This window comes from Bradyrhizobium sp. HKCCYLRH1034 (assembly GCF_051168375.1).
In the GTDB taxonomy this organism is placed as follows: Bacteria; Pseudomonadota; Alphaproteobacteria; order Rhizobiales; family Xanthobacteraceae; genus Bradyrhizobium.
Genome location: NZ_JBNPUW010000017.1, coordinates 144,585 through 168,286 on the forward strand (window position 1 = coordinate 144,585; position 23,702 = coordinate 168,286).

At 67.0% G+C, this 23,702-nt stretch carries 20 protein-coding genes; 11 read left to right on the top strand and 9 right to left on the bottom strand.

Annotated elements, in window-relative coordinates:
* Positions 1-85: 85 nt before the first annotated feature.
* The 4 genes from ACQR0W_RS30380 to ACQR0W_RS30395 all read right to left on the bottom strand — a co-directional run bounded on the left by ACQR0W_RS30380 (position 86) and on the right by ACQR0W_RS30395 (position 7,370).
* Complete coding sequence (locus tag ACQR0W_RS30380) at positions 86-1,810, bottom strand: cell envelope biogenesis protein TolA (protein ID WP_316171143.1); 1,725 nt, start codon at positions 1,808-1,810, stop codon at positions 86-88.
* 12 nt (positions 1,811-1,822) lie between these two features.
* Positions 1,823-3,940, bottom strand: a complete 2,118-nt coding sequence (locus tag ACQR0W_RS30385) for an OmpA family protein (RefSeq protein WP_434840874.1) — start codon at positions 3,938-3,940, stop codon at positions 1,823-1,825.
* A 258-nt stretch (positions 3,941-4,198) separates the two neighbouring features.
* Positions 4,199-5,791: an MBL fold metallo-hydrolase gene (locus tag ACQR0W_RS30390; RefSeq protein ID WP_316187284.1), complete on the bottom strand. Its 1,593-nt coding sequence runs from the start codon at positions 5,789-5,791 to the stop codon at positions 4,199-4,201.
* A 46-nt stretch (positions 5,792-5,837) separates the two neighbouring features.
* Positions 5,838-7,370 (bottom strand): thymidine phosphorylase family protein, encoded by a 1,533-nt coding sequence (locus ACQR0W_RS30395; protein WP_315753061.1) that lies wholly within the window; start codon positions 7,368-7,370, stop codon positions 5,838-5,840.
* Between the two features lie 382 nt (positions 7,371-7,752).
* Here ACQR0W_RS30395 and ACQR0W_RS30400 point away from each other — a divergent pair, with 382 nt between their 5' ends.
* Positions 7,753-7,917 (top strand): Flp family type IVb pilin, encoded by a 165-nt coding sequence (locus tag ACQR0W_RS30400; RefSeq protein ID WP_315716136.1) that lies wholly within the window; start codon positions 7,753-7,755, stop codon positions 7,915-7,917.
* A 182-nt stretch (positions 7,918-8,099) separates the two neighbouring features.
* Here ACQR0W_RS30400 and ACQR0W_RS30405 read toward each other — a convergent pair whose 3' ends face one another.
* The 4 genes from ACQR0W_RS30405 to ACQR0W_RS30420 form a co-directional block, all read right to left on the bottom strand.
* Positions 8,100-9,596, bottom strand: coding sequence for a porin (locus tag ACQR0W_RS30405; protein ID WP_315753059.1), 1,497 nt, complete (start codon positions 9,594-9,596; stop codon positions 8,100-8,102).
* Positions 9,593-9,943 (bottom strand): hypothetical protein, encoded by a 351-nt coding sequence (locus ACQR0W_RS30410; protein WP_315753058.1) that lies wholly within the window; start codon positions 9,941-9,943, stop codon positions 9,593-9,595. Before ACQR0W_RS30410 ends, ACQR0W_RS30405 begins: the two co-directional genes overlap by 4 nt.
* A 60-nt stretch (positions 9,944-10,003) precedes the next feature.
* Entirely contained in the window at positions 10,004-11,005 is a 1,002-nt protein-coding gene (locus ACQR0W_RS30415) for a LysR family transcriptional regulator (protein ID WP_315753057.1), read from the bottom strand.
* 467 nt (positions 11,006-11,472) lie between these two features.
* Positions 11,473-12,447 carry a Ku protein gene (locus tag ACQR0W_RS30420; protein WP_315753055.1) on the bottom strand — a complete coding sequence of 325 codons (975 nt, stop codon included), beginning with the start codon at positions 12,445-12,447 and terminating at the stop codon, positions 11,473-11,475.
* Positions 12,448-12,701: 254 nt separating this feature from the next.
* On the opposite strand from ACQR0W_RS30420, the gene ACQR0W_RS30425 reads away from it, so the two are divergent.
* From ACQR0W_RS30425 to ACQR0W_RS30470, 10 genes are all read left to right on the top strand, one after another.
* On the top strand, positions 12,702-12,854 hold the full coding sequence (locus tag ACQR0W_RS30425; protein WP_315756472.1) for a hypothetical protein: 153 nt from the start codon (positions 12,702-12,704) through the stop codon (positions 12,852-12,854).
* Positions 12,855-13,128: 274 nt separating this feature from the next.
* A complete protein-coding gene (locus tag ACQR0W_RS30430) occupies positions 13,129-13,803 on the top strand; it encodes a response regulator transcription factor (protein ID WP_006614547.1) in 675 nt (224 codons plus the stop codon).
* A gap of 62 nt (positions 13,804-13,865) precedes the next feature.
* Positions 13,866-15,242 carry a sensor histidine kinase gene (locus ACQR0W_RS30435; RefSeq protein WP_316187285.1) on the top strand — a complete coding sequence of 459 codons (1,377 nt, stop codon included), beginning with the start codon at positions 13,866-13,868 and terminating at the stop codon, positions 15,240-15,242.
* Positions 15,243-15,352: 110 nt separating this feature from the next.
* Complete coding sequence (locus ACQR0W_RS30440) at positions 15,353-16,819, top strand: hypothetical protein (protein WP_316187286.1); 1,467 nt, start codon at positions 15,353-15,355, stop codon at positions 16,817-16,819.
* A gap of 106 nt (positions 16,820-16,925) precedes the next feature.
* Positions 16,926-17,195, top strand: a complete 270-nt coding sequence (locus tag ACQR0W_RS30445; protein ID WP_315716145.1) for a hypothetical protein — start codon at positions 16,926-16,928, stop codon at positions 17,193-17,195.
* 138 nt (positions 17,196-17,333) lie between these two features.
* Entirely contained in the window at positions 17,334-18,437 is a 1,104-nt protein-coding gene (gene ccmI / locus ACQR0W_RS30450; RefSeq protein WP_316187287.1) for a c-type cytochrome biogenesis protein CcmI, read from the top strand.
* Positions 18,438-18,468: 31 nt separating this feature from the next.
* Positions 18,469-18,987, top strand: coding sequence for a cytochrome c maturation protein CcmE (gene ccmE, locus ACQR0W_RS30455; RefSeq protein ID WP_315753052.1), 519 nt, complete (start codon positions 18,469-18,471; stop codon positions 18,985-18,987).
* A complete protein-coding gene (locus tag ACQR0W_RS30460; RefSeq protein WP_316171136.1) occupies positions 18,984-20,963 on the top strand; it encodes a heme lyase CcmF/NrfE family subunit in 1,980 nt (659 codons plus the stop codon). Before ccmE ends, ACQR0W_RS30460 begins: the two co-directional genes overlap by 4 nt.
* A gap of 5 nt (positions 20,964-20,968) precedes the next feature.
* The gene (locus ACQR0W_RS30465; protein ID WP_316171135.1) at positions 20,969-21,457 is read left to right on the top strand and encodes a cytochrome c-type biogenesis protein; all 489 of its coding nucleotides are present in this window, start codon (positions 20,969-20,971) and stop codon (positions 21,455-21,457) included.
* 319 nt (positions 21,458-21,776) lie between these two features.
* A complete protein-coding gene (locus ACQR0W_RS30470; protein WP_316171134.1) occupies positions 21,777-23,120 on the top strand; it encodes a methyl-accepting chemotaxis protein in 1,344 nt (447 codons plus the stop codon).
* Positions 23,121-23,498: 378 nt separating this feature from the next.
* Here ACQR0W_RS30470 and ACQR0W_RS30475 read toward each other — a convergent pair.
* Positions 23,499-23,702: hypothetical protein (locus ACQR0W_RS30475; RefSeq protein ID WP_434840873.1), on the bottom strand; the 204-nt coding region annotated here is incomplete at its 5' end.

The window sequence follows — 23,702 nt, forward strand, 5'->3', positions numbered from 1 at the left end:
CATCATGATCTCATCTCTTTGTTTGAGCATGATCTTTTCGGAAAACCGGTTTCCATTTTTCCGGATCATGCTCCAGTTGGCGCCGCTACTCGCGTGGTTGCACGATCTCGACGTTGTCCTGCCCGCGGGAGCCGTCGTCGGCGGATGACTTGACCAGACCAGCCTCGACGCGGCGGGCGAATTCCGTGGTCGCGCCGCCTGCGAGCTCCTTGGCCTGACTGATCCATTGCTCGCGCTCGATTCGTCCTGCGAACGCCAGATACGAGCCGACCCATTTGGCGTGCTCGGCGGTCCAGGCCGCGATCTGCGCGAAATGCCAGATGCCGAGGCCGTGCAGCCGCGCCTCGTTCTGCTTGCCGATGCCCTTGATCAGCTTGAGATCGTCGGCCTGGCCGCCGCGCGGCGCGACGAGCCCGAGCGGGCGGGCGCCGCCATGGACGTCCTCGTTCTCGACGGGCGGCATCAGCGCCGGCAGGTGGGCCAGGAGGTAGCTCGCCTCGTCCTCGCTCAGCGGCGCGTCGGCATGTTCGTCGATGGTGATCGCGCCGGACTTCACCGCGCTGGAATGCGCGGTGTCGAGGCCGGCCGCGAGCAGCTTGGCCTGCGCGATCCAGTGCTCGCGCTCGATCCGGCCGGGAAAGGCCATGTGATGGCCGACCCAGCTCGCATGGTCAGGCCTCCACGCCGCGATCTGGCTGAAATGATGCACGCCGATGTCATTGAGGACGCGCTCGTTCTTGGGACCGATGCCCTTGATCAGCTTGAGATCGTCGGCGGCGCCCTCGGGGGCGGGCAGGGCCGGCGGTCTGTCGTCGGCCGAGGCCGGGCTCTCCGGGGCCGATGATGCGGCGACCTCGGCGGCAAGCCGTTCCGCCTCGGCGTCGGCGGCCAGGCGATCGGCTTCCGCGCGTGCGGCCGCTTCGGCGGCGAGGCGATCGGCCTCGGCCTTGGCGGTCGCTTCGGCCGCGAGACGCCGGGCTTCCGCCTCGGCTTTCGCAACGGCCTCTGCCGCAAGACGGTCTGCTTCGGCTTTCGCCGCTGCTTCGGCGGCCAAGCGTTCGGCTTCGGCCTTTTCAGCCGCAACACGATCGGCCTCTGCTTTCGCGGCTGCTTCTGCGGCGAGACGATCGGCCTCTGCTTTCGCGGCGGCCTCCGCAGCAAGGCGCTCGGCCTCGGCCTTTGCCGCCGCCTCGGCAGCGAGACGTTCGGCTTCGGCCTTCGCTGCGGCTTCAGCCGCCAGGCGATCAGCCTCGGCCCTTGCCGCGGCTTCCGCGGCGAGCCGCTCAGCCTCGGCCTTTGCGGCCGTTTCGGCGGCTAGACGCTCGGCCTCCGCCCTTGCAGCGGCTTCGGCCGCAACACGTTCGGCTTCAGCGTTTGCGGCAGCTTCAGTGGCAAGGCGATCGGCCTCGACGCTGGCTGCAGCCTGCGAAGCCGGGGACGGGCTGTCCGCCCAAGGACGAGCCGCCGCGGTTGCGCCGGCGAACGCGGCGCTGTTTCCAGGACCGCCCGGCGACATCGCACTGGTGTCACCCAGCCCGACATATTCCTTGAGCTGTCCGCCGATCAGGCAGCCGAGAACATAGGCGCCGACCATCAGCAGGCCGACCTCGAGCCACAGGCCGGCACGTCCGGGCAGCACTGTCAGCAGCGCCATCAGGATCCCGATGACGAGGGCGAGCGTCGCCGGCAGCAGCCAGCTTCTCAGCCAGTCCGGCCGCGGCTCGTCCGACCAGGTGCGCCAGCCGACAAAGCCGCCGATGCCGACGGCGAGGATGATCCAGAACGGAAATGTCGCAAGGTCGTACATCATGATGTCAGCGCCTCACTTGACGACGAATTCGATGCGGCGGTTCTGCGCGCGGCCTTCGGCCGTGTCGTTGGAGGCGACCGGCTTGGTCTGGCCGTAGCCCTCCGAGGTCATGCGCGAGGTGTCGATGCCGGCGTCGCCGATGTAGCCGACCACCGCCGCCGCCCGGCGCTTGGAGAGGTCCATGTTGTCAGCTTCGTCGCCGACATTGTCGGTGTGGCCTTCGATCGCGATCTCGGCATCCTTGCAGCGCTGCGCAACCTCGACCAGGTGATCGAGCAGCGCCAGCGAGGCGCGGCTCAGCTCGGCGCTGCCGGTGCTGAAGCGGATGCGGCCCTTGGCGAGCAGCCCGTTGAACGCCGGCTGGCACTCCGCGACCGCGAGTGGCGGGCTTTCCGGCTTGACGCCGATCTTGACGTCGTCGAGCTTGAAGCCGCTGCCGACCGCCTCGGCGAGCTCCTTGCGGACCTGCTCGGCCGACTTGTCGTAGATGGCAAGCCCGTCGACCGTGATCGCCGCGTCCTTCGCCGTCAGCGCGCCGGACCACAGCCGCGCCAGCGCCGGGAACGTCGCCTTCAGCGACTGCACGTAATCCTTTGGCGCACCGTCGCCGATCTTCAGACCGTCCTCGACCGTCTCGGTGATGAAGGTCGTTGTGGCGGCGTCGACGAGATCGCGGCGGGCGGCGTCATCAGGCACGTAGCCGCTCAGCATGACACGGCCGTCCTGCTTCTGCAGTCCGAACGCGTAAGGCGAGACCGGGCCGTCGCGGACGTCGATGGACGCGAGCGCGAACGGCGCGGGCAGGGCGTCGGCCAGTTGCTCGCGCACGGCTGCGCCGGTGACGTTGGCGAGTCCGACGCCCCTGAGCGAGACCTGGGTGTCGTTGATCTCGGCGCGCCCCTGCGACAGCCTGGCGAGCTGCTGCAGCAGGCTCGCGCTCGCTTTGGCAAGGTCGCCATCCGGGGCGCCGCGGGCGATGCCGATCTGGCTCTTGATCGGCTTGCCGTCGAACTGTCCACTGGCGGAGCCCAGCATCGCATCGCGGGCCGCTCCGCTCGGCGCGAGACCTGTGAGGCTCAAGCTGGTGCCGTCGAACTCCGCCGACCAGCGATAGGGCTTGATTTCCGGCGGCAGAATCTCGGCTTTCGCCAAGCTCAGCCCGGTCGGCAGCTTGCCGATCCCGGCCATCGTTTCATCGTAGGCGGCGGTGGAGGGGGCCTCGCCCGAAATCGCGTAGGTGGCGTCGGAGATGACGACGCGGCCCGTGCTCAGCCTGGTAAGCTCCGCCAGCGCATAGGACGTGTAGGCGCCAAAATCGCCAGCAGGCGCGCCACGCGCGATCTGCATGTGATGCATCACCGACGCGCCGGGCCAGGCCTTGATCGCGGCGGCCTCGAGCGCGCGCCTGATATCGTCATTCGGAACGACGCCGGACATCACCAGCGTGTTGTCCTCGCGAACCGCGCTCCAGATGAACGGCTTTGCCTCCGGCGGTAGGATCGCCACCTTGTCGAGCACGGCGCCGCCCGGCAGCTGCCGCGTCGCCGCGACGGCAGCCTCATAGACGTCCGATGAGGCGGCGGCACCTGCGATCGAATAAGCCTTGTCCGCGAGCGCGAACGTGCCGCCATTGAGCTTGGCGGCGTGGACCGATCCATGGCTCGCGATGGCCGCGAAGTCGGCCGGAGCTCCCAGCGCATAGGAGAGGCGATCGACCACTTCACCACCGGACGAACGGACGGCATTGAGCACGGCATTCCGAACGGCGGGCGTCGGCACCGCGCCTTCGAGCACGAGCTGGCCGCCGTTTCGCGTGGCGCGGAAGGCATAGGGCTTCGGTGTCGGCAGCTTGTCGTAGGTGCCCTCGACGAGCCGGACGCCGCTGACCGATGCGGCGTCCTCCAGTTTCGTCGACTGATCGGGACTGAACTCCGGCCCTGCGATGCGAACGTCGCGGCCCGCGACCGTGACCTTGAGGGCCGCGGCTGTGTCGGGGACGGCGGCCGCGACGGCGGCGCGTGCCCGCGGCGCAATGTCGTCCTCGACATCAGCCGTCTTGAAGCTCACGGCCGCGAGCCAGAGCACGGCAACAGCGATCAGTCCCGCCCACCATTTCGATGGTTGATGCATGTGAGAGCCCCTCGTTTCCCCACCTGCGCCCGGTTCACCCGGATCGTTCCGTTGTTATGAACCACGTGTCGAGCCTATCAGAACAGCTCTCGGAGACCAGCCGTCGGCACGTTGTGTGTTTCAATATGCACAAGCTGCGAGAGCGTCGCCGTCTGCGAGCTTCGCACCGCACCTGATGGTCCTCAAGGTGCGATCAAAGTGTGACCGTTCGACGACGAACATCGCAGGTGCGCAGCCTTCGCGGCTACGCCGCTCGCATCACTCTTCCAGCGCCCGGCGCAGGCGGCGGATGATGACGCCGCGGGCGCGATCGTCGGCGGCTTGCTCGATCCGCTCGTGGATGTCGAGCAGCAGGCCCGACATGTCGTTGTGCCAGTCCAGCCGGGTGACCGCCTCCGGCGCCAGCCGCCGCCGGCGCGCGACGTCGAGCGGCGTCGGCACCGCGCTCGTCAGCTCGTAGACGTCGTCGAGCAGGGGGGAGAACACTTTCGCGGTCGGCACGATGCGCTCGGCGACGCGCGCTGCCAGCGCCGCGATCGCGGCATCCTCGCCGTGGGACAGAAAAAGGCCGCGCGCGATCGGGCGGCGGGCCGCGATCCAGCGGGCGATCTCGGCGCCGTCGGCGTGGCCGGAATAGTCGTCGATCATGCGGATGCGCGCCGCGACCTTGATCTCCTCGCCCTGGATGCGCACCGCCTTGACGCCGTCCTGCAGGAAGCGCCCCAGCGTGCCGTTGGCCTGATAGCCGACCAGCAGCACGGTGGCGCGGTTGTTCCACAGCCAGCGCTTGAGATGATGGCGGATGCGACCGGCATCGCACATGCCGCTGGCGGCGATGACGATGTGAAATCCGGTCAGCTTGGCGATCGCCTTGCTTTCATCGACGGTCTCGGTGAAGCGCAGATGCGACGACGACAACAGCCGGCCGACATCGCTGCCGCCGTCGAGGCTCTCGGTGTGCGCGCGAAACACCTCGGTGGCGTGGATCGCCAGCGGCGAGTCCAGGAACACCGGCGCGGCCGGAATCTCGCCGCGCTCCATCAGGCCGACCAGATCGACGATCAGCTCCTGCGTCCGCTCGACCGCGAAGGCCGGGATCAATAGCGCGCCCTTGGCCGCCGCCGCGTCGCGCACCTCGCCGGCCAGACGGCCGCGGCGCAGCTCCGGCGTGGTCGGCTCGCGAATCCGGTCGCCATAGGTCGCCTCCGAGATCACGTAGTCGAATCCCTCCGGCGCTTTCGGATCGGGCTGTAAGAGCTTGGCGTCGGGCCCGACATCGCCGGAGGCAAGCAGCCGCAGTGGTCCGCCATCGGCGCCTTGTCCTGCGAATTCGATCTCGATCGAGGCGGAGCCCAACAGATGGCCGGCATTCCAGTAGCGGGCGCGAACGCCTGGAATGATCTCGGTCCAGGTCTCGTAGGGGACGGCTTGGAAGTATTGCAGCGCCGCGATGGCGTCGGCCTGGGTGTAGATCGGGCTGACCTCGCCGCGGCCGCGCGCGATGTTGCGGCGGTTCAGCGCCAGCACCTCCTGCTCCTGGATGTTGCCGGCATCGGGCAGCATCCATGAGCAGAGATCGATGGTGCCGCGCGTAGCGAAGATCTTGCCGTCGAAGCCCATGCGCACCAGCTTCGGCAGCAGGCCGCTATGGTCGATATGCGCATGCGTCAGCAGCACGGCGTCGATGTCGGCGGGACGGAATGGGAAGTCGCCGTAGTTGAGCTCCTTCAGCGTCTTCTGGCCCTGGAACAGGCCGCAATCGACCAGGAACTGGCTCTTGCCGCTCCGCACCAGATAGCAGGACCCGGTTACGGTATGCGCGGCACCGCAGAAGCGAACGGTCACACTCATGCGGTGGTCTCCCGAGGACGATGGATCGATGCTCGATGACGGTTCATCACGAACGACCATTCGCGCCGTCGGCGAAGCCATAGCCGTGGTTGGCTGCGGCTGCGGCTGCGGCCAGATCATGCTCCGACGGATCGCAGGTGAACACGCGATAGAGTGGCTCACCCTGGTCGACACGATCGCCGATCTTCTTGAACAGCATGATCCCGGAGCCCTTGTTCACCGGCGCGCCGGCGGTACGCGCCAGGCGATTGAGCCGCAGGCAATCGATCGCGGACACGACACCGTCGCGCTCCGCCTTGACGTCGAAGGCGAGATCGCCGAGCTCGCTGCGGCATTCCGGCGGGCCCTGCGCATCGATGATCTTCAGCATCTGCTTGAGCGCCGCGCCGCTGTCGAGCAGCTCGCGCGCCCTGTTGTAGCCGGCGCCGCCGCGCAGCTTCGGATCATATTCGAGCAGATGCGCGGCGAGCCGCAGCGACTTCTCGCGCAGGTCCGCAGGCGCCGACGGCTCGTTGCCCAGCACCGCCATCACGTCGCGGGCCTCCAGCACCGGACCGATGCCGTTGCCGATCGGCTGGCGGCCGTCGGTCGTGATCACCTCGACCTTGAGCCCGAAACGGTCGCCGACGAATTCGAACAGCTTGCGCAGCCGCATCGCCTCCGCGCCGCTGGTGAGCTTGGCGGTCGGCCCGACCGGCAGGTCGAGCAGCAGATGCGTCGAGCCGGCGGCCAGCTTCTTCGACAGGATCGAGGCGACCATCTGCTCGCGGGTGTCGAGGCTGAGCGGGCGCTCGACCGAGATCAGGACGTCGTCGGCCGGCGACAGATTGACGTGGCCGCCCCAGATCACGCAGCCATTGCAGGCCGCAACGATCGACTTCATTTCGTCGGCGCCGACATTCACCCGCGCCAGCACCTCCATCGTATCGGCGGTGCCGGCTGGCGAGGTGATCGCGCGCGAGGAGGTTTTTGGAATGGTCAGGCCGTGGGCGGCGACGATCGGCACCACCACCATCGAGGTGCGGTTGCCGGGTATGCCGCCGATGCAGTGCTTGTCGACCACCACCGGCTCGGGCCATTTCAATTGCGTGCCGGCATTGGCCATCGCGCGCGTCAGCGCCAGCAGCTCGCCGGAGCTCATGAAGCTGGCTGAGCCGATCAGGAAAGCCGCGATCTCCATGTCGGAGTAGCGGTAGTGGGTGAGGTCCTCGATCACGGCAGCGATCGCCTGGTCGCTCAAGGTCTCGCCCCGGATCTTGGCGCGCACCGCTTCCATGCTCTCGGGCGGGGTCGCCGGCGACACCGTCGCCCGCGTGCCGGCCGGCTCGGCGAAGCGCCGCATCGCCGGTTCCGACAGGCCGATCTCGTCGGGGCCGACCAGTGCGTCGTCGTCGGTGATCAGAAGGGTCGCCAGCAGCGTCCGCGAGTTGCAGCGCAGCTCGACGCGGCTGAAGCCGCGGAACACCTCGGGCCGCAACGCCTTCGAGCGGCGGGAGATCACGACCACGTTCTCGCGGCCGGTGTCGAGCGCGACGCTGCGGATCTTGAGCTGGGGACGGGCGGAATCTGTTGTGCTCATAGCGACCAGGATAACCTTTAAGGCGGTCCACGCCATCGCCGTTGACCCAGATCATGACGTGGCATCTGGCGGATAAGCCGAATTTTTTCTGAATGTGTCGGACGAGGATTCAGCGGCTCGGCTTTGCCGCCAACCGGCCGGGGGCCGCGGACTGAGAATAAAGCGAAGCAAGTTCAGTTGCTTGCACTCCGGTTCGGATCTCGGAGGTCGGGCGAGGGCGGGCCTGCGATGGAATGCCGGCTCCGAATCTGGGCCGCGCAGGTACCTCATCGGGTTAACCGATTGTTCAAGCCGATGACGGAGGGTTTCCGGCGGGGCGTCCATCCCGGCCTCGGCGCGCCCTTCCGGCGCGTCAGATGATCGAGCCCGACCGGAGAGGTAGATGCGGCAGTTGATTGCGAGCTTCCTGAAGAATCAGGCTGGCGCGACCTCGATCGAATACGCCATCATTGCCGGCGGATTGAGCATCGTGATCCTGGCGGCCGTCAACGGCCTGGGCTCGGGACTGAGCAGCAAGTTCACCGCGATCAACACCTCGATCAAGTAGCCGGCCGGTCACGCCGCCGCGCGATCATCGCCGTCAGACAAGTCACAGGCGTCGTGATCCGCACGACGCCTGCCGCATTTCGCCCCATCCCTCGCGACGCGCCGCCTGTCTCCACGAACGAAGCTTCCGGCGGGGGCATCGCCGGAAGCTCGTCGAGCAGTCAGAGGTTCAACAGCCCAGCTTCAAAAGTTGCGCTGGGCGCGCAGCAGCATGCTCACCGTGTCCTGGTCCTTGAGCTGGTAGATCGCGGCCGGCTTTGCCGTGCTCGTGACGGCCGGAGCAATCGCCGTGCCCGAATATTTCTGGTCGAGGTGGCTGTAGGTCACGTCGGCCGAGAAGGTGAGGCCCTTGACCGGCGTCCATCGGGTGATGAGGCCGATCTGTCCGAGATTGAAGTCGGGATTGCAGGTCGAGCCCGCGGTCAGCATCCCGGTGGCGGCGATGCCGGCACAGATGAGGCTCGATCCCGTCTGGCCATAGCGCACCTGGGCATAGGCGCCATACAGCGCCGTATTCCAGCGCGGATCCCAATTGTGGGTGAAGGCGCCGCGCATGCCCCAGGTCTGCACGGTCGACAGGCCCGTGCCGGTGCCGAACACCGCGTCGCCGACGCCGGCGAAGCCGATGCTCTGATAGGCGCCGGCTACGCCCGTGCTGCCATACATCGAATAGGTCGTGTTGGCGAGGCTCTGGAAGTTGTAGCGGCTCGCGCCGTCGGTGTAGACCGCCTGCAGGTTGACGACGTCGCCTGGACCGGTCGGGATGTTCTTGATCGACAGCGCCAGTTGCGCGGCCCAGCCCCACTTGTCGGAGGGATGACCCGAGGTCTCGGACGCGCCGTAATAGGCGGCATGATTGTCATGCGCGGCGAACGACGCCTGGAAGATGCCCCACGCCTGGTCGACGCGAACCATGCCGATGATGTCGGGAGACACCGTCCCGCCGAAGCTGCTCGAGCCATAATTGCCGCCGAGCACGCCGGCCGCGGTGATGCCCGAGGTGTTCCAGATGTTGGTGGTGAAGAACTGCGTCTGGTCTTCCAGCGAGACCGCGGCGGTGATGCCCTGGCCGAAATCGGCGGTGTAGGTGAACTGGTTGACGCCGTTGTTGGAGCCGCTGCCGCCGACCAGGCCGTCGAAATTGTTGCCAGGATAGTTGGTCCAGGGCGCGTCGAAGGTCGACACGGCCTTGCCCATCGTGAATCCGGCGAACTGGATGAAGGCGTAGTAGACGCCGACGATGCCGCCCGAGATGGCGTCGCCGGTGTAGGACGTCGCGCCGGCGCCCGCACCGCCATAGGAGCCCGAGGTCCAGTTCAGCACGGTCTCGAAATAGGTACGCACCACGCCATATTCGGTCGCGGTGCGCGTATCGATGTTCAGATCCTGGCGCGAACGGGTCTGATAGCGGTTGCTCAGGCGGTTATCGGCGCCGGCCTGGCCTGAATAGGCGCCACCATAGTTGCTGTTGGTCCACAGCGCGGTCTCGGCGCGCAGATAGCCGCCGAGCTTGATGCAGGTGTCGGTACCGGGAATGTAGTAGAAGCCCGTGCCGTACAGCGAGCACACCTTCACATATTCGACGGCTTTGGCCTTCAGTGGAAGATCCGCAGCCTGCGCCGCCGCGGCGGACAATATCACTGCTCCCGTTCCGAGTAGCAGGCCCCTCAACGTCTTCATTTCCCGTTTCTCCGGTTGATGGCGATGCACACGGCCCCCCGCGTGTCGCCCCTGGCTTCGCCAGATTGCCGCTCCCACACCTCTGATTCCGACGACGGCTCGATCAGCGCGGCCGGCGGAATGGTTGAATGAAGTGTGCATGAGCCAATTTCAATTTGATGAATGCGCTCTGCTTTGTTCGAAGCCCACTCGATCGTCGTTAACACGCTGCTCGCACGCACCAGCATCGACGCAGTCACGCCGCGGTTTTGGCCTCGCGGTGTCGATTTGTTAATGGTGATAATCGTGAATAGGTTAGATGGGAATCCCGAACAATCCCGGTGCACATCGCAAGCTGCGTACATCATGGCGCGTTCGCAGCGCCGCTGCCGACGCGCGATTGACCTCTCCAGCCTCGCAACGCGATCTCAGCGACGGTTGGGCTCGACGTGAATCGACGTTCGATGTGACGTCGCTGCTACCAACCCGCGTGCGTCGTAATCCGCCGCGCGCGACATTGCGTCCAGCGTGACGCCGCTGCGCCAGCGCTTGACGAAGTCGAGAAAGACCTGCAGCGGCATCGGCGGTTGCCGGCGGCTCGGATGGTACAGGAACAGTCCGGGCGTCGCGTAGCGCCAGCCGGGCAGCAGCCGCATTAGCCGTCCGTCGGCCAGATGCGACTCGATCATCGGCTCGACGAGATACGCGACGCCGATGCCGTCGAGCGCGGCATTCAGCGCCAGATCGAAGTCGTTGACGATAAGGGAGCCGTCCACGGCAATCTCGGTGCGCTCGCCGCCCTTTTCGAAGATCCAGGGCTGCAGCGTATCGTCGGCAGGGACCCGATGTCGGATGCAATTATGGGCCTGGAGATCCTCGGGCACGGCCGGCGCGGGATGCGCCGCGAGATAGCCGGGGGCGGCAACCGCAACGAAGCTGCACTCGTCGAAGACGCGGATGACCTTCATGTCGCGCTCCACCCGGTGGCCGGATCTGATGCCGGCATCAAAGCGATTGCGCACGATGTCACTGTTGGTGTCGTCGACAGCCAGTTCGATATGGATGTCCGGGTATTCGGCCAGGAATGACCTGATCAGGGGCCCGAGCCCTCTCACGGCGAACACACGGGATACGGTCAGGCGCAGGGTACCCATCGGCTTGTCGCGGAACGCGTTGATGCTCTCGATGGCCTGGTCGACCCGTTCGAGAATCGGCTGGATCTCCGCCAGCAGGCGCTCGCCGGCCTCGGTGAGGGCCACGCTGCGCGTCGTCCGGTTGAACAGCCTGACGTCCAGCCGCTCCTCGAGGCTCTTGATGGTCTGGCTGATGGTCGGCAAGGAGCAGCCGAGATGAGCGGCCGCCTTGGTGAAGCTCAACGAATCCGCGACGGCTGCGAAAGCGGAGAGCTCGGACAGCTGAACCCGTGCCATCGCTAGGCGTACTGCGCCCGGCGTTGGTCCGCATCGTGCTGAAACATCCACATCCCCCTGATACGCCGCGTCGTGCGGCTGGGACGACTTCGCCAGCGTCGTCCCGACCGATCAGGCACATCAATCTTCCATCAGGAAGCTTACGCCCGGATCACCATCCCGCGCCGCAGAGCTAGGTGCGACGTGATCATTCCGCAAGCATCGAAGTGATGTCGAAACGATCACAAATCCGCGCCTGATCGCCGGACCACCATCGCAGGATCGACTTACCTGACCTAGGCAGATATTTTTTCCACCAATTGGGGGGACGATCGATGCGGTGTCCTTGGTGGATGACCCGCAACACCACGCGCGATGGCGTGCCCACGGCAACAGCTGGAACTCGCGGGAGTCGCGGTCGAGCGACCATTATGCACAGGACCCGTGCGCCGCGCGAAGGTTCGGAGGTCGTTCGCCGTATCGACGCCTCAACTGGCCTTGCGTGAGCGTGCGGTGGTTCGTGCCGGCTTCTCCGACTTCTTCGGCTCCTCGGCCTTCTTCGGCTCGTCCTTGGCCTTCTTGCCGCTGATCGGCAGCAGCATCTCGCGCTGGCCTTCGACGCGCTTCTTCGGCTTCTTGGCCTTGGCCTTCGGCGCGGGGGCGCCAGCGGCGGGCGCCTTGTCACCCTCGCTGGCAAGGCTGCGCTTCAGGGCGTCCATCAGGTTGATGACGTTGCCGCTCGACTTCGGTGCAGCCTTGGCGGCGATGGTCACGCCGCTGCGCTTCTTGTTGATGAGCTCGATCAGCGCGGCCTCGTAGTGATCCTCGAAGTTCTCCGGCTGGAAGTCGGCCGATTTCTTCTCGACGATGTGCTTGGCGAGATCCAGCATGTCGCTGGTGATCTTCACATCCTGGATGTCGTCGAAATATTCTTCCTCGTTGCGCACCTCGTAAGGGTAGCGCAGCAGCGTTCCCATCAGGCCCTTGCCGAGCGGCTCCAGCGCGATGATGTGCTCGCGATTGGTGAGCACGACCCGGCCGATCGCGACCTTGTCCATGCTGCGGATGGTCTCGCGAATGACCGCGAAGGCGTCGTGGCCGACCTTGCCGTCGGGGACGAGATAATAGGGACGGATCAGATAGCGGCTGTCGATGTCGGTGCGCGGCACGAACTCGTCGATCTCGATCGTGTGCGTCGATTCCAGCGCGATGTCCTCGAGCTCGTCCTTGGTGACCTCGATGTAGGTGTCGGTGTCGACCTTGTAGCCCTTGACGATGTCGTCATTGGCGACTTCCTCGCCGGTCTCGGCATCGACCCTGCTGTATTTGATGCGGTGGCCGGTCTTGCGGTTGATCTGGTTGAAGGAGACCTTCTCGGACTCCGATGTCGCCGGATAGAGCGCGACCGGACAGGTCACGAGCGACAGGCGCAGAAAACCCTTCCAATTGGCGCGCGGGGCCATGACCTACTCCACTTAACTCCGAACTAACGGCTTGCTCCGAACCGGACTGCTGCGGGCGTCGTTCTCGCGGCAGCCGCGAGGATAACACCCGAGGCTGCGGATTCAACAAGCTGGCCGGCAGATTCTCGGATCGGCGTTAACCCGTCGCAGGGGGCGCCGCCCGGAACATCATCTGGCTGCCGACGTTGCCAACGGGAGTGCGTGACAGAGCGCTTCACCGCTCGGAATGCGAATAACAGTGAGCTGAGGGCACCATGGCAGCCAGACGACCGACGCAGATCGTCGAGACCCCCACCGAAGCGCGGCAGGGCGAGCCTGGACCGTCCGTCCTGGCGATCCTGGCCATCTCCACCGGACTGGCGCTGCTCGTCCTTGGCCTGATCTGGTTCGTGTTCTTCCGCACCTGACGCGAGGACCGTTCGATCCGCTCCGTTACGTGGCCGGGTAACGTCCGTCCGCGTCCCTCAGATCCGCGTTCGAGCCCCGCCATCCGTGCGGCGGGTCTTCTCATGCCCGTCTTTCAGAGCTTATATCCGCCCCAATTCTGTCGGCCCCTGCCGGCGGTCCCGATCGAGATGACCAAAAAGTAACCTGGTCGCTCGGGTTCCGTTCATGCACGGTTCACGGCCTTCCGGTTCATCTTGAGGGCGGAAATCGTGCAGTTCAGCTTTGGAGGCAAGCGTGCGTCTGCTCGTTGTCGAGGACGATCCGGATCTCAACCGTCAGCTCACCACGGCCCTGAGCGACGCCGGCTACGTCGTGGACCGTGCGTTCGATGGGGAGGAAGGGCACTATCTGGGCGACAGCGAGCCCTACGACGCTGTCGTGCTGGACATCGGCCTGCCCAAGATGGACGGCATTTCGGTGCTGGAGGCGTGGCGGCGCAATGGCCGGGCGATGCCGGTCTTGATTCTCACCGCGCGCGACCGCTGGAGCGACAAGGTCCAGGGCTTCGACGCCGGTGCCGACGACTACGTGGCCAAGCCCTTCCACCTGGAAGAGGTTCTGGCGCGCATCCGCGCGCTGCTGCGCCGCTCGGCCGGCCACGCCCAGAGCGAGCTGACCTGCGGGCCGGTCACCCTCGACACCCGCACTGGCAAGGTCAGCGTGTCGGGCAACCCCGTCAAGATGACCTCACACGAATACCGCCTGCTGTCCTATCTGATGCATCATTCCGGCCGCGTCGTCTCGCGCAGCGAGCTGGTCGAGCATCTCTACGACCAGGACTTCGACCGCGACTCGAACACCATCGAGGTGTTCGTCGGCCGCATCAGGAAGAAGCTCGACTGCGACGTCATCCAGACCGTGCGCGGCCTCGGCTACCTGCTGACCCCGCCGCCGGCCGCAGGCGCCTGATCCGTTTCCGGAGCCAGCCATTCGAGGTGGCCGGGCCCCGGCCGTTTCGCTAGTTTGCGGTCATGCGCCAGAGTTCACTTGCCACCCGGTTGTTCCTGTCCGCGACCGCGTGGCTCGTGGTCATCCTCGCCATCACCGGCATCGTGCTGTCCTCGGTGTATCGCAATGCGACCGAGCGCGCCTTCGATCGCCGGCTCAACCTCTATCTCCGCACCCTGATCGCCGAGGTCGCCACCCCCGACGATCCGCCGGACCGCCAATTCCAGTCCTTGGGCGAGCCGCTGTTCGAGCTGCCGCTGTCCGGCTGGTACTGGCAGATCACCCGTACCGACACCGAGAAGCCGGAGGTACGGGCCTCGCGCTCGCTGTGGGACAAGAAGCTGCCCAAGCTGGAGGAGCAGGGGATCGAGCTGACGGCGGCCGGGATCCGGATCGGCTATGTCGAAGGGCCGGAGAACCAGGACCTGCGCATGGTCGAGCGCCCGGTGGATCTCGGCTCCGACGGCAAGTTCCTGGTCAGCGTCGCCGGCGATGCCTCGGAGATCTTCGACGAGACCCGCAGCTTCGACTACTACCTCGGCGGCACCTTCACCGCGCTCGGGATCGTGCTGCTGCTCACGACCATCTTCCAGGTCCGCTATGGCCTCGCGCCGCTGAAACGCATCTCCGAATCGATCGCCGACATCCGGTCCGGGCGTGCCGAGCGGCTGGAAGGGGAGTTTCCGGTGGAGATCGCGCCGCTGGCCCGCGAGACCAATGCCCTGATCGACGCCAATCGCGAGATCGTCGAGCGGGCGCGCACGCATGTCGGCAATCTCGCCCATGCCATCAAGACGCCGCTCTCGGTCATCGTGAACGAAGCGGCGACCCATGCGGCGGACCCGTTCGCGGCCAAGGTGATGGAGCAGGCGGACGTCATGCGCGACCAGGTCGCTCACCACCTCGAGCGGGCGCGGATCGCCGCGCGCGTCACCATCGTGTCCACCGTGACGGAGGTGGCGCCGGCCATCGAGGCGCTGCGCCGCACCATGGAAAAGATCTACCGCGACCGCAGCATCGTGGTCGAGGCGACCGCCGATCCCGCCGCGCGGTTTCGCGGCGAGCGCCAGGATCTGGAGGAGATGGTCGGCAATCTGGTCGACAATGCCTGCAAATGGGCGGCTTCGCGGGTCTCGGTCGAGCTCACCGTGGAGCCGCCGGCCCAGTCCGGGGCCTCGCCGATGCTGCGGATCGTGGTCGATGACGATGGCCGCGGCCTCTCGGCGGCCGAGCGCGCCCAGGTGCTGCGGCGCGGCCAGCGGCTGGACGAATCCAAGCCGGGGTCGGGGCTCGGGCTGTCGATCGTCACCGATCTGGCCGCGCTCTATGGCGGCCGCCTGACCCTGGGCGATGCCCCGACCGGGGGACTGCGGGCGGAGCTGAGACTTCCCGGCGTTTGACGGGGCGGCGAATTTCGCCATCCTAAAGGTGTTCTTAATACCGCGGACGCTATGGTTCGGGCAGGGGTGCGCGATGTGCGCTCTCGCCGTGGAAATTTGCACGCCGGCGCATGGGTCAGACAGCTCACGAGCGGTTAAGGGAATATCTCGGGCAGCTGCCGCCGAACGCGCAGTCGCTCCTGATGCGCGAATTCGAGCGCGCCATCGAGCGCGGCCAGGACGTCGCCGTGGCGACCCTGGTGCTCGAGCAGCTGCGCAAGGTGGTGCGGCCCGTCGCGCCGCCGGCTCCCGCTCCAGCAGCCGACCCGGCGCGGCCCCAACCCGCCATCGAGGTCGCCCGTCCGCAAGGCCGCGACGAGCGCCGCCAGAGCGGCGATGGCCCGCGTCGGCTGTTCCGGCCGCTCGACCCGTTCCTCACCGATTCCACCGGTCCTCTCCGTCCCGGCCAGATCCGCCGTGCCTCGCTGCTGCCGGTCTGGCAGTGGCTCGGTCGCGAAGGCGCGCCGGAGCGCTATGCCGAATTCGAGGCCGCGATGTCGGTCTCCGGCGACAGTTCGCGCGAGGTCGAGATGACCGCACGCAAGCTGCAGCGCGCCGCCGCCGAGGCGCTGATGAACCTCGTCGGCCCCAACGCGACCGGCGACCGCCAGCGCGCGCTGGCCCGCATCGGCGCCCCCAGCGTGATCGAGGATCTGCTGCCGATCGCGCTGGTGCTGCAGAACCGCGAGGCGCTCGACGGCCTCAACGGCCGGCTGCCCGGCATCATCCGCGTGCTCGGCGATTCGCAGATCGCCTCCGTCACCGAAGCCATCAACGTGCCGTCGCTGCAGACGCCCTCGATGCTGCCGTTCGCACTGTCGCTGGTGATGCAGCGGCTCGCCGCGCCCTGGCAGATCATCCGTCTCGCCACCAAGATCGCCGCCTCCGACGACGAGATCAGGGTCGCCGCGACCCCGTTCGGCGTCGCCGTCACCATCGCGCTCAACGATCTCGCCGGTCTCGCCTCGGTGCTGCGCGCCGACATCCGGCGCGGTCATTTCTCCGATCTCGGCGATACGCTGAAGACGCTGCATGACGGCGTTCGCGGCCTGCGCACCGAGCTCGACCTGCGCTCGGAATCGAACTGGGGCAAGCAGCTCACCGCGATCCGCGCCGACATCTCCAATGCCCTGCAATCGGAGATCGACAGCGTGCCTGGCCGCGTCCGCCGCATCCTGCGCCAGCGCGCCGACAAGGACATTCCGGCCGGCGCCGGCGTCGATGGCAGCGAGGTCGAGGAGGTGGCTGCACTGATCGAGTTCGTCGCCGTCTGCCGCAACTATGCCAGCGAGCTCGCGATCAACGAGGTGACGCTGCGGACCTATTCCGATCTGCAGCAATATGTCGAGAAGGCCACCGAAGCGCTGGTGCAGTCGCTGCGCTCGGGCGACGCGCGGGCGCGCGCCTATCGGCAGTCGCAGGTGTCGGCGGCGATCCGCTTCTGTCACGTCCTGTTCGGCAACGACTACGCCCAATTGATGAGCAGGTCGGCCGAGAACGCGATGAACGGCGAGCGAAAATCCTCGCGCGCCGGTTGAGATTTTCTGCTAGTCTGTCGACGTTTTTGATTTTGCAATTTCAGGTTGACCTCGCCCCGGGGCCACGCATAGGTTCCGCCAAGTTCCATCCATTTTCATCAAGACCATGATTTCCGTCATCAACTTCGTCGAGGTCGAGAACCGCGTCGTCCGCGCGACCTATCGCAACCTCATGATCAAGGCCAAGGTCGTGCTCGTCGACAAGACGAGCGGGGCGCCACTTCCCGATCCCGTCACCACCATCGCCTCTCCGGTCCCGGTCGGGTCGCTGCGGATCAGGCTCACCGACCATGTCCGGCCGGGCACCTATTTCCTTATGGCCCTGAACGGGCACGGCAGCTATCTCGCCAAGAGCGCCGAGTTCGAGGTCCCCTAATTACGTAATCCTCCTGAGTTTTTTGGCGCGGACGGCTGCGCTACCACGGCGGTAAATGTGAATTGCCGCCGGGAACGGTGCTGGTTAAAAGCGGCGCGAGGCGCGCCTGCCGGTGGGCGCTGACTGGAACTCTGTCCGATGACTCTCTGGTTCGTGTTCGCCGTGATGACGGCCGCGGCGATCTTCGCCGTCCTGCTGCCGCTCGGCCTGGGCGCGCGGGCCGCGTCTGGCGGTCGCGAGGTCGTCGTCTACAAGGATCAGCTGGCCGAGATCGAGCGCGACGTCGAAACCGGGCTGATCGGCAAGGTCGAGGCGGAAGCCGCGCGGGTCGAGATCGGCCGCCGCCTGCTGGCTGCCGCCGACCAGGAGGGCGAGGCCGCGGGGAAGCCGAGCCTCGGCCTGCGCCGCGCGGCGGCCGTGCTGGCGCTGATCGGCGTGCCGATCGTGGCGCTCGCGGTCTACCTGCCGCTCGGCTCGCCGCAACTGCCGGATTTCCCGCTCACCGCACGGGCGGCGCCGCCCAACGGGACGCAGCCGCTGGAAACGCTGGTGGCGCAGGTCGAGCAGCACCTGCAGAAGAACCCGACCGACGGCCGCGGCTGGACCGTGCTCGCCCCGGTGCTGGCGCGGCTCGGCCGCACCGATGACGCGATTCGGGCCTATCGCAACATGATCACCTATGCCGGCGACGGCGCGGCCAAGCGCGCCGATCTCGGCGAGATGATCACGGCCGCCGCTGGCGGCGTCGTCACCGCCGAGGCCAAGGCGGAGTTCGAGCGCGCCCATGCGCTCGAGGCCGACGAGCCGAAGTCGAACTACTATCTCGGTCTCGCCGCCGAGCAGGACGGCCGCAAGGACGATGCGGCCAACATCTGGCGGGCGATGCTGGGCAAGGCGCCGGCGGATGCGCCGTGGCGGCCGCTGGTGACGGCGGCGCTCGGCCGGGTCGGCAGCGGCGAGGTGCCGGCGCTGCCGAGCGAGGCGATGGCCGCGGCCAAGAGCATGAGCGACGGTGACCGCGAGACGATGATCCGCGGCATGGTCGACCGGCTGGCGGCGCGGCTGAAGCAGAATGGCGACGACGTCGAGGGCTGGTTGCGCCTGGTGCGCGCCTACGTCGTGATGGGCGATCTCGACAAGGCCAAGGGGGCGTTGTCGGATGCGCGGCAGGCGGTGTCCGGCGATACCGAGCGGTTGCGGCAGCTCAACGAGGGCGTGAAGACTTTCGGCTTGGATGGATGAGCGGCGCTTCCGCCGCCAACGGGATCAAGGGATGACACGCAAGCAGAGGCGTTTGACGATCATCGGCGGGGCGCTGTTCGTGCTCGCGGTCGCCGCAGGGCTGGTGCTCAACGCGCTGCGCGACTCCATCGTGTTTTTCTCGACCCCGACCATGGTCGCAGAGAAGCATATCGGCCCGGGCAAGCGCTTCCGGCTCGGCGGCCTGGTGCAGCCGGGCTCGCTGAAGCGCGGCGACGATCTCGCCGTCAGCTTCGAGGTCGCCGATGGCGGCGCCAAGCTGCCGGTCGCCTACAAGGGCATCCTGCCGGATCTGTTCCGCGAAGGGCAGGGCGTCGTCGCCGAGGGCGCGCTCGATGCCGACGGCGTGTTCAAGGCCGACACCGTGCTCGCCAAGCACGACGAGACCTACATGCCGAAGGAAGTGGCCGATGCCCTGAAGAAGCAGGGCCATTGGAAGGACGATTACGGCAAGCCGAAAGGCGGCGCCAAACCGGGCCCGGTGTCGATGCGCGAGGGCACTGACAAGAGCGCGGCAGGAGCGACGCAGTGATTGCAGAGAGCGGACATTACGCCCTGGTGCTGGCGCTTGCGCTGGCGCTGATCCAGTCCACCGTGCCGATGCTCGGCGCGCATCAGCGTGACGTCGCCCTGATGAATGTCGGCCGCTCGGCCGCGCTGGCGCAATTGCTGTTCGCCGGTCTCTCCTTCATCGCGCTGATCACGTTGCACGTGACCTCGGATTTCTCCGTCGCCAACGTGTTCGAGAACTCGCACTCGATGAAGCCGCTGCTCTACAAGATCACCGGCGTGTGGGGCAACCACGAAGGCTCGATGCTGCTGTGGGTGTCGATCCTGGCGCTGTTCGGCGCCATGGTCGCGGCCTTCGGCAACAACCTGCCGCTGTCCTTGCGCGCCCGCGTGCTCGCGGTGCAGGCCTGGGTGGCGACCGCGTTCTATCTGTTCATCCTGACCACATCGAATCCGTTCGCGCGCCTCGCCAACCCGCCGATCGAGGGCCGCGATCTCAATCCGGTGCTGCAGGACATCGGCCTCGCCGTGCATCCGCCGATGCTCTATCTCGGCTATGTCGGCTTCTCGATCTCGTTCTCGTTCGCAATCGCAGCCCTGCTCGAAGGCCGTATCGATGCCGCCTGGGCGCGCTGGGTGCGGCCGTGGACCCTGATGGCCTGGATCTTCCTGACGCTCGGCATCGCCATGGGTTCGTACTGGGCCTATTACGAGCTCGGCTGGGGCGGCTGGTGGTTCTGGGACCCGGTCGAGAACGCCTCGCTGATGCCCTGGCTCGCCGGCACCGCGCTGTTGCACTCCGCTGTCGTCATGGAGAAGCGCAACGCGCTCAAGGTCTGGACCATCCTGCTGTCGATCCTGACCTTCTCGCTGTCCCTGCTCGGCACCTTCCTGGTGCGCTCCGGCGTCATCACCTCGGTGCACGCCTTCGCCAGCGATCCGACGCGCGGCGTGTTCATCCTCGGTATCCTCGTGCTGTTCATCGGCGGCAGCCTGACGCTGTTCGCCGGCCGCGCCACCGCGCTGAAGCAGGGCGGCCTGTTCGCGCCGATCTCGCGCGAGGGCGCGCTGGTCTTGAACAATCTGCTGCTCACCGTGTCCTGCGCCACCGTGCTGTTCGGCACGCTCTATCCGGTGATCATGGAGGCGCTCGACTTCAAGCTCTCGGTCGGCGCGCCGTTCTACAACATCACCTTCGGCCCCTTGTTCGCGCTGTTGCTGCTGATGGTGCCGTTCGGCCCGATGCTGGCGTGGAAGCGCGGCGACCTCGTCGCGGCGGCCCAACGGCTGCTCGCGGCCGGCGTCACGGCGCTGGTGACGATCGCGATCGTCTGGGCCTGGGCGCGCGGCGGCAGCGCGCTGGCGCCGCTCGGCATCGGTCTCGGCGTGTTCGTCATCACCGGCTCGGTCGTCGATCTGGTCGAGCGCAGCGGCGTGGCCCGCGTGCCGTTCAAGACCGCGCTGCACCGGACGGCCGGCCTGCCGCGCTCGGTGTGGGGCACGGCGTTCGCGCATGCCGGCCTTGGCGTCGCGCTGCTCGGCATCGTCTGCGAGACCACCTGGAACAGCGAGCTGATCAGCACGCTGCGTCCGGGCGACGTCCGCAATCTCGCCGGCTACCAGATCAAGTTCGACGGCATGAGCCAGCGCCAGGGCCCGAATTTCAGCGAGGTCGTCAGCACCTTCGTCATCAGCGAGGACGGCAGGCAGCTCAGCGTCCTGACGCCTAGCAAGCGCAGCTTCGCCACCCGCGGCATGTCGACGACGGAAGCCGCGCTGATGACCCGCGGCGTCAGCCAGCTCTACGTCTCGCTCGGCGATGCCACCGCCGACGGCGGGCTGGCCGTGCGCATCTATCACAAGCCGCTGGTGCTCTTGATCTGGTTCGGTCCGGTGCTGATGGCGTTCGGCGGCCTGCTGTCGCTGTCCGACCGGCGCCTGCGCGTCGGCGCGCCGCGGCCGGCGCGCGCCGCGCGCGCGCTGCAGCCGGCGGAGTAGGGCGGATGCGACGCAGTCTCGGCTTCCTCGCGCTCGCGCTGCTGCTGCTTGCCGCACCGGTCGCGCATGCCGTGCAGCCCGACGAGGTCATGTCGGACACCGCCAAGGAGCAGCGCGCCCGCGCGCTGTCGCGCGAGCTGCGCTGCATGGTCTGCCAGAACCAGTCGATCGACGATTCCGATGCGCCGCTGGCGCGCGACCTGCGCCTGCTGGTGCGCGAGCGCCTCGCCGCCGGTGACAGTGACAATCAGGTGCTGGATTTCCTGGTCGCGCGCTACGGCCAGTTCGTGCTGCTGAAGCCGCGCTTCGAGCGCCAGACCCTCCTGCTGTGGCTGCTGCCGCCGGTGCTGCTGCTCGGCGGCGGCCTGGCGCTGTGGTGGCAGGTCCGCCGCCGCGGCCAGCGCGGCCCGGAGGCCACGCCGAAGCTGACGGCCGAGGAGGAGGCGCGCCTCGCCGCGCTGATGGCGGCCGAGCCGCCGCCGCCGGCCTCGTAGCCCTGCGGGTCGCACCCTCCGTCATTCCGGGGCAAGGCCGTCAGGCCTTGAACCCGGAATCCCGAGCTTGGCTTGCGCTCGTCCGACAACCTCGAGATTCCGGGTTCAATCGTCAACGCGCCGTCGCTTCGCGCCAGCGCATGGCCGATTGCCCCGGAATGACGGCGGGGATGCACCAGCGCGTGGCCGATGCCCCGGAATGACCGTGACCTCACCTCCGCAAAACCCCGTGCTCGTCCCGTCTCCCGGCTTTCAGCTTATTTTACCTTTGTCTGGAAGTGTGCGTTGACATTCCGTCTGACGTACCCGGGCAAAGCCGATGTTCTCCAACAGCAATCTGACGATCCGCTTCCTCGTGGGAGGCGTCGTCGCCTCTCTCCTCATGCTGTTGGCGATCGGCGGCGGCACCGGCTTCATCGCGGTGCTCTATCTCAACAACCAGATCACCAGCCTGTCGTCGGACTTCGCCAATCTCAGCGGTCCCGCCCGTGATCATGCGATGCTGATCTATCAGCAGGCGCAGTCGGCGTTCTCCTACTTCCTGATGGCCTGCGCGGCCATCGCCGTGTTCGCCAGCGCCGTCTGCCTGATGACCTATGCCGCCGTGCAGAACGGCATCCTGCGCCCGCTCGCCGCGATGGTCTCGGCCATGCGCGACGTCGCCGACCAGAAATACGACACGTCGATTCCCGGCCTCGGCCTCAGCAACGAGATCGGCCAGCTCGCCGGCGCGCTCGAGGTGTTTAAGACCAACGGCATCGAGCGCCAGCGCCTCACCGCGCGCGAATTGCAGGAGGCGCAGCGCCAGGGCGAGCGCTCGCGCTTTCTCGACGGCCGCATCCATTCCTTCAACGACCTCGTCGCCAGCGTCGTCAGCAGCGTGGCGTCCTCGGCCATCCGGCTGAAGAGCAATGCCGAGACCCTGTCGCGCGCCGCCAACGACACCTCGGCCAAGGCGAATGCGGTCGAGGCCGCCGCCAACCACGCCAATCGCAGCGTCCAGACCGTGGCCGGCTCGACCGAGGAGATGACGAGCTCGATCGGTACCATCAGCCGCCGCGTCTCCGACGCCACCCAGCGCGCCGAGGGCGCAGCCTCGCAGGCCGAGAAGAGCAAGAACACCATCCACGCGCTGTCGGACGCTGCCGAGAAGATCGGCGCCGTCGTCCAGCTCGTGCAGGCGATCGCCTCGCAGACCAATTTGCTGGCGCTGAACGCCACCATCGAGGCCGCCCGCGCCGGCGAGGCCGGCCGGGGCTTTTCGGTCGTGGCGTCGGAGGTGAAGAACCTCGCCAACCAGACCAGCAAGGCGACCGACGAGATCTCGGCGCACGTCGCCAGCATCCAGGGCATCACCGCCGAGACCCGCGGCGCCATCGACGGCATCTCGACCACGCTCAGCGAGATCAGCGCCATCATGTCCGGCATCGAGGTCGACACCTCGCAGCAGCGCAACGCCACCCAGGACATCTCCCGGAGCGTCCAGGAAGCCGCCCGCGGCACCCTCGACGTCTCCAACCACATCGCCCAGATCAGCTCCACGTCAGCCGAAACCGGTCGCCTCGCCTCTGAGGCCCGCGACGCCGCCGGCGAGCTGTCGCAACAGGCCGAGACGCTGAAGCGCGAGGTGGATGCGTTCATCGTGAGCGTGAAGGCGAGCTGATCGGGCGGCTAGCGCCGCACGACAACAGCCAGCCATCATCTCCGCCGTCATTCCGGGGCATTCGCGGCACGCGAATGAGCCCGGAATCCATAACCACGAGCGGTTGTGGTGGCGACGGGCCGTTTCGGCGTATTGCTCCACCAACTGCGAGTCGTGGCTATGGATTCCGGGCTCGCGCTCACGCGCGCCCCGGAATGACGGCGGCGAGAGCGTCGTCCCCGCCATGACGCGAAGCCGTCGCCCAGCCCTCCGCTGTCGTCCCTGCGAACGCAGGGACCCATAGCCACAGGGAGATGCTGTTGTGCGGGATGTCGGACCAGTCTTGTTTCACGACAACCGCCGCGGAGTGCGTTCATCGTGAGCGTCAAGGCGAGCTGATCAGCCGGCCAGCGCCGCACGACAACAGCCAGCCATCGTCTCCGCCGTCATTCCGGGGCATTCGCGGCACGCGAATGAGCCCGGAATCCATAACCACGAGCGGTTGTGGTGGCGACGGGCCGTTTCGGCGTATTGCTCCACCAACTGCGAGTCGTGGCTATGGATTCCGGGCTCGCGCTCACGCGCGCCCCGGAATGACGGCGG

What these genes read in the sequence shown, in the direction of transcription:
- ACQR0W_RS30470 (WP_316171134.1), top strand. Translation starts at nt 21,777, where the DNA reads ATGTTCTCCAACAGCAATCTGACGATCCGCTTCCTCGTGGGAGGCGTC.
- ACQR0W_RS30435 (WP_316187285.1), top strand. Translation starts at nt 13,866, where the DNA reads ATGCGCCAGAGTTCACTTGCCACCCGGTTGTTCCTGTCCGCGACCGCG.
- ccmE (WP_315753052.1), top strand. Translation starts at nt 18,469, where the DNA reads ATGACACGCAAGCAGAGGCGTTTGACGATCATCGGCGGGGCGCTGTTC.
- ACQR0W_RS30385 (WP_434840874.1), bottom strand. Translation starts at nt 3,940, where the DNA reads ATGCATCAACCATCGAAATGGTGGGCGGGACTGATCGCTGTTGCCGTG.
- ACQR0W_RS30400 (WP_315716136.1), top strand. Translation starts at nt 7,753, where the DNA reads ATGCGGCAGTTGATTGCGAGCTTCCTGAAGAATCAGGCTGGCGCGACC.
- ACQR0W_RS30440 (WP_316187286.1), top strand. Translation starts at nt 15,353, where the DNA reads ATGGGTCAGACAGCTCACGAGCGGTTAAGGGAATATCTCGGGCAGCTG.
- ACQR0W_RS30465 (WP_316171135.1), top strand. Translation starts at nt 20,969, where the DNA reads ATGCGACGCAGTCTCGGCTTCCTCGCGCTCGCGCTGCTGCTGCTTGCC.
- ACQR0W_RS30395 (WP_315753061.1), bottom strand. Translation starts at nt 7,370, where the DNA reads ATGAGCACAACAGATTCCGCCCGTCCCCAGCTCAAGATCCGCAGCGTC.
- ccmI (WP_316187287.1), top strand. Translation starts at nt 17,334, where the DNA reads ATGACTCTCTGGTTCGTGTTCGCCGTGATGACGGCCGCGGCGATCTTC.
- ACQR0W_RS30415 (WP_315753057.1), bottom strand. Translation starts at nt 11,005, where the DNA reads ATGGCACGGGTTCAGCTGTCCGAGCTCTCCGCTTTCGCAGCCGTCGCG.
- ACQR0W_RS30410 (WP_315753058.1), bottom strand. Translation starts at nt 9,943, where the DNA reads ATGATGTACGCAGCTTGCGATGTGCACCGGGATTGTTCGGGATTCCCA.
- ACQR0W_RS30390 (WP_316187284.1), bottom strand. Translation starts at nt 5,791, where the DNA reads ATGAGTGTGACCGTTCGCTTCTGCGGTGCCGCGCATACCGTAACCGGG.
- ACQR0W_RS30405 (WP_315753059.1), bottom strand. Translation starts at nt 9,596, where the DNA reads ATGAAGACGTTGAGGGGCCTGCTACTCGGAACGGGAGCAGTGATATTG.
- ACQR0W_RS30380 (WP_316171143.1), bottom strand. Translation starts at nt 1,810, where the DNA reads ATGATGTACGACCTTGCGACATTTCCGTTCTGGATCATCCTCGCCGTC.
- ACQR0W_RS30425 (WP_315756472.1), top strand. Translation starts at nt 12,702, where the DNA reads ATGGCAGCCAGACGACCGACGCAGATCGTCGAGACCCCCACCGAAGCG.
- ACQR0W_RS30445 (WP_315716145.1), top strand. Translation starts at nt 16,926, where the DNA reads ATGATTTCCGTCATCAACTTCGTCGAGGTCGAGAACCGCGTCGTCCGC.
- ACQR0W_RS30420 (WP_315753055.1), bottom strand. Translation starts at nt 12,447, where the DNA reads ATGGCCCCGCGCGCCAATTGGAAGGGTTTTCTGCGCCTGTCGCTCGTG.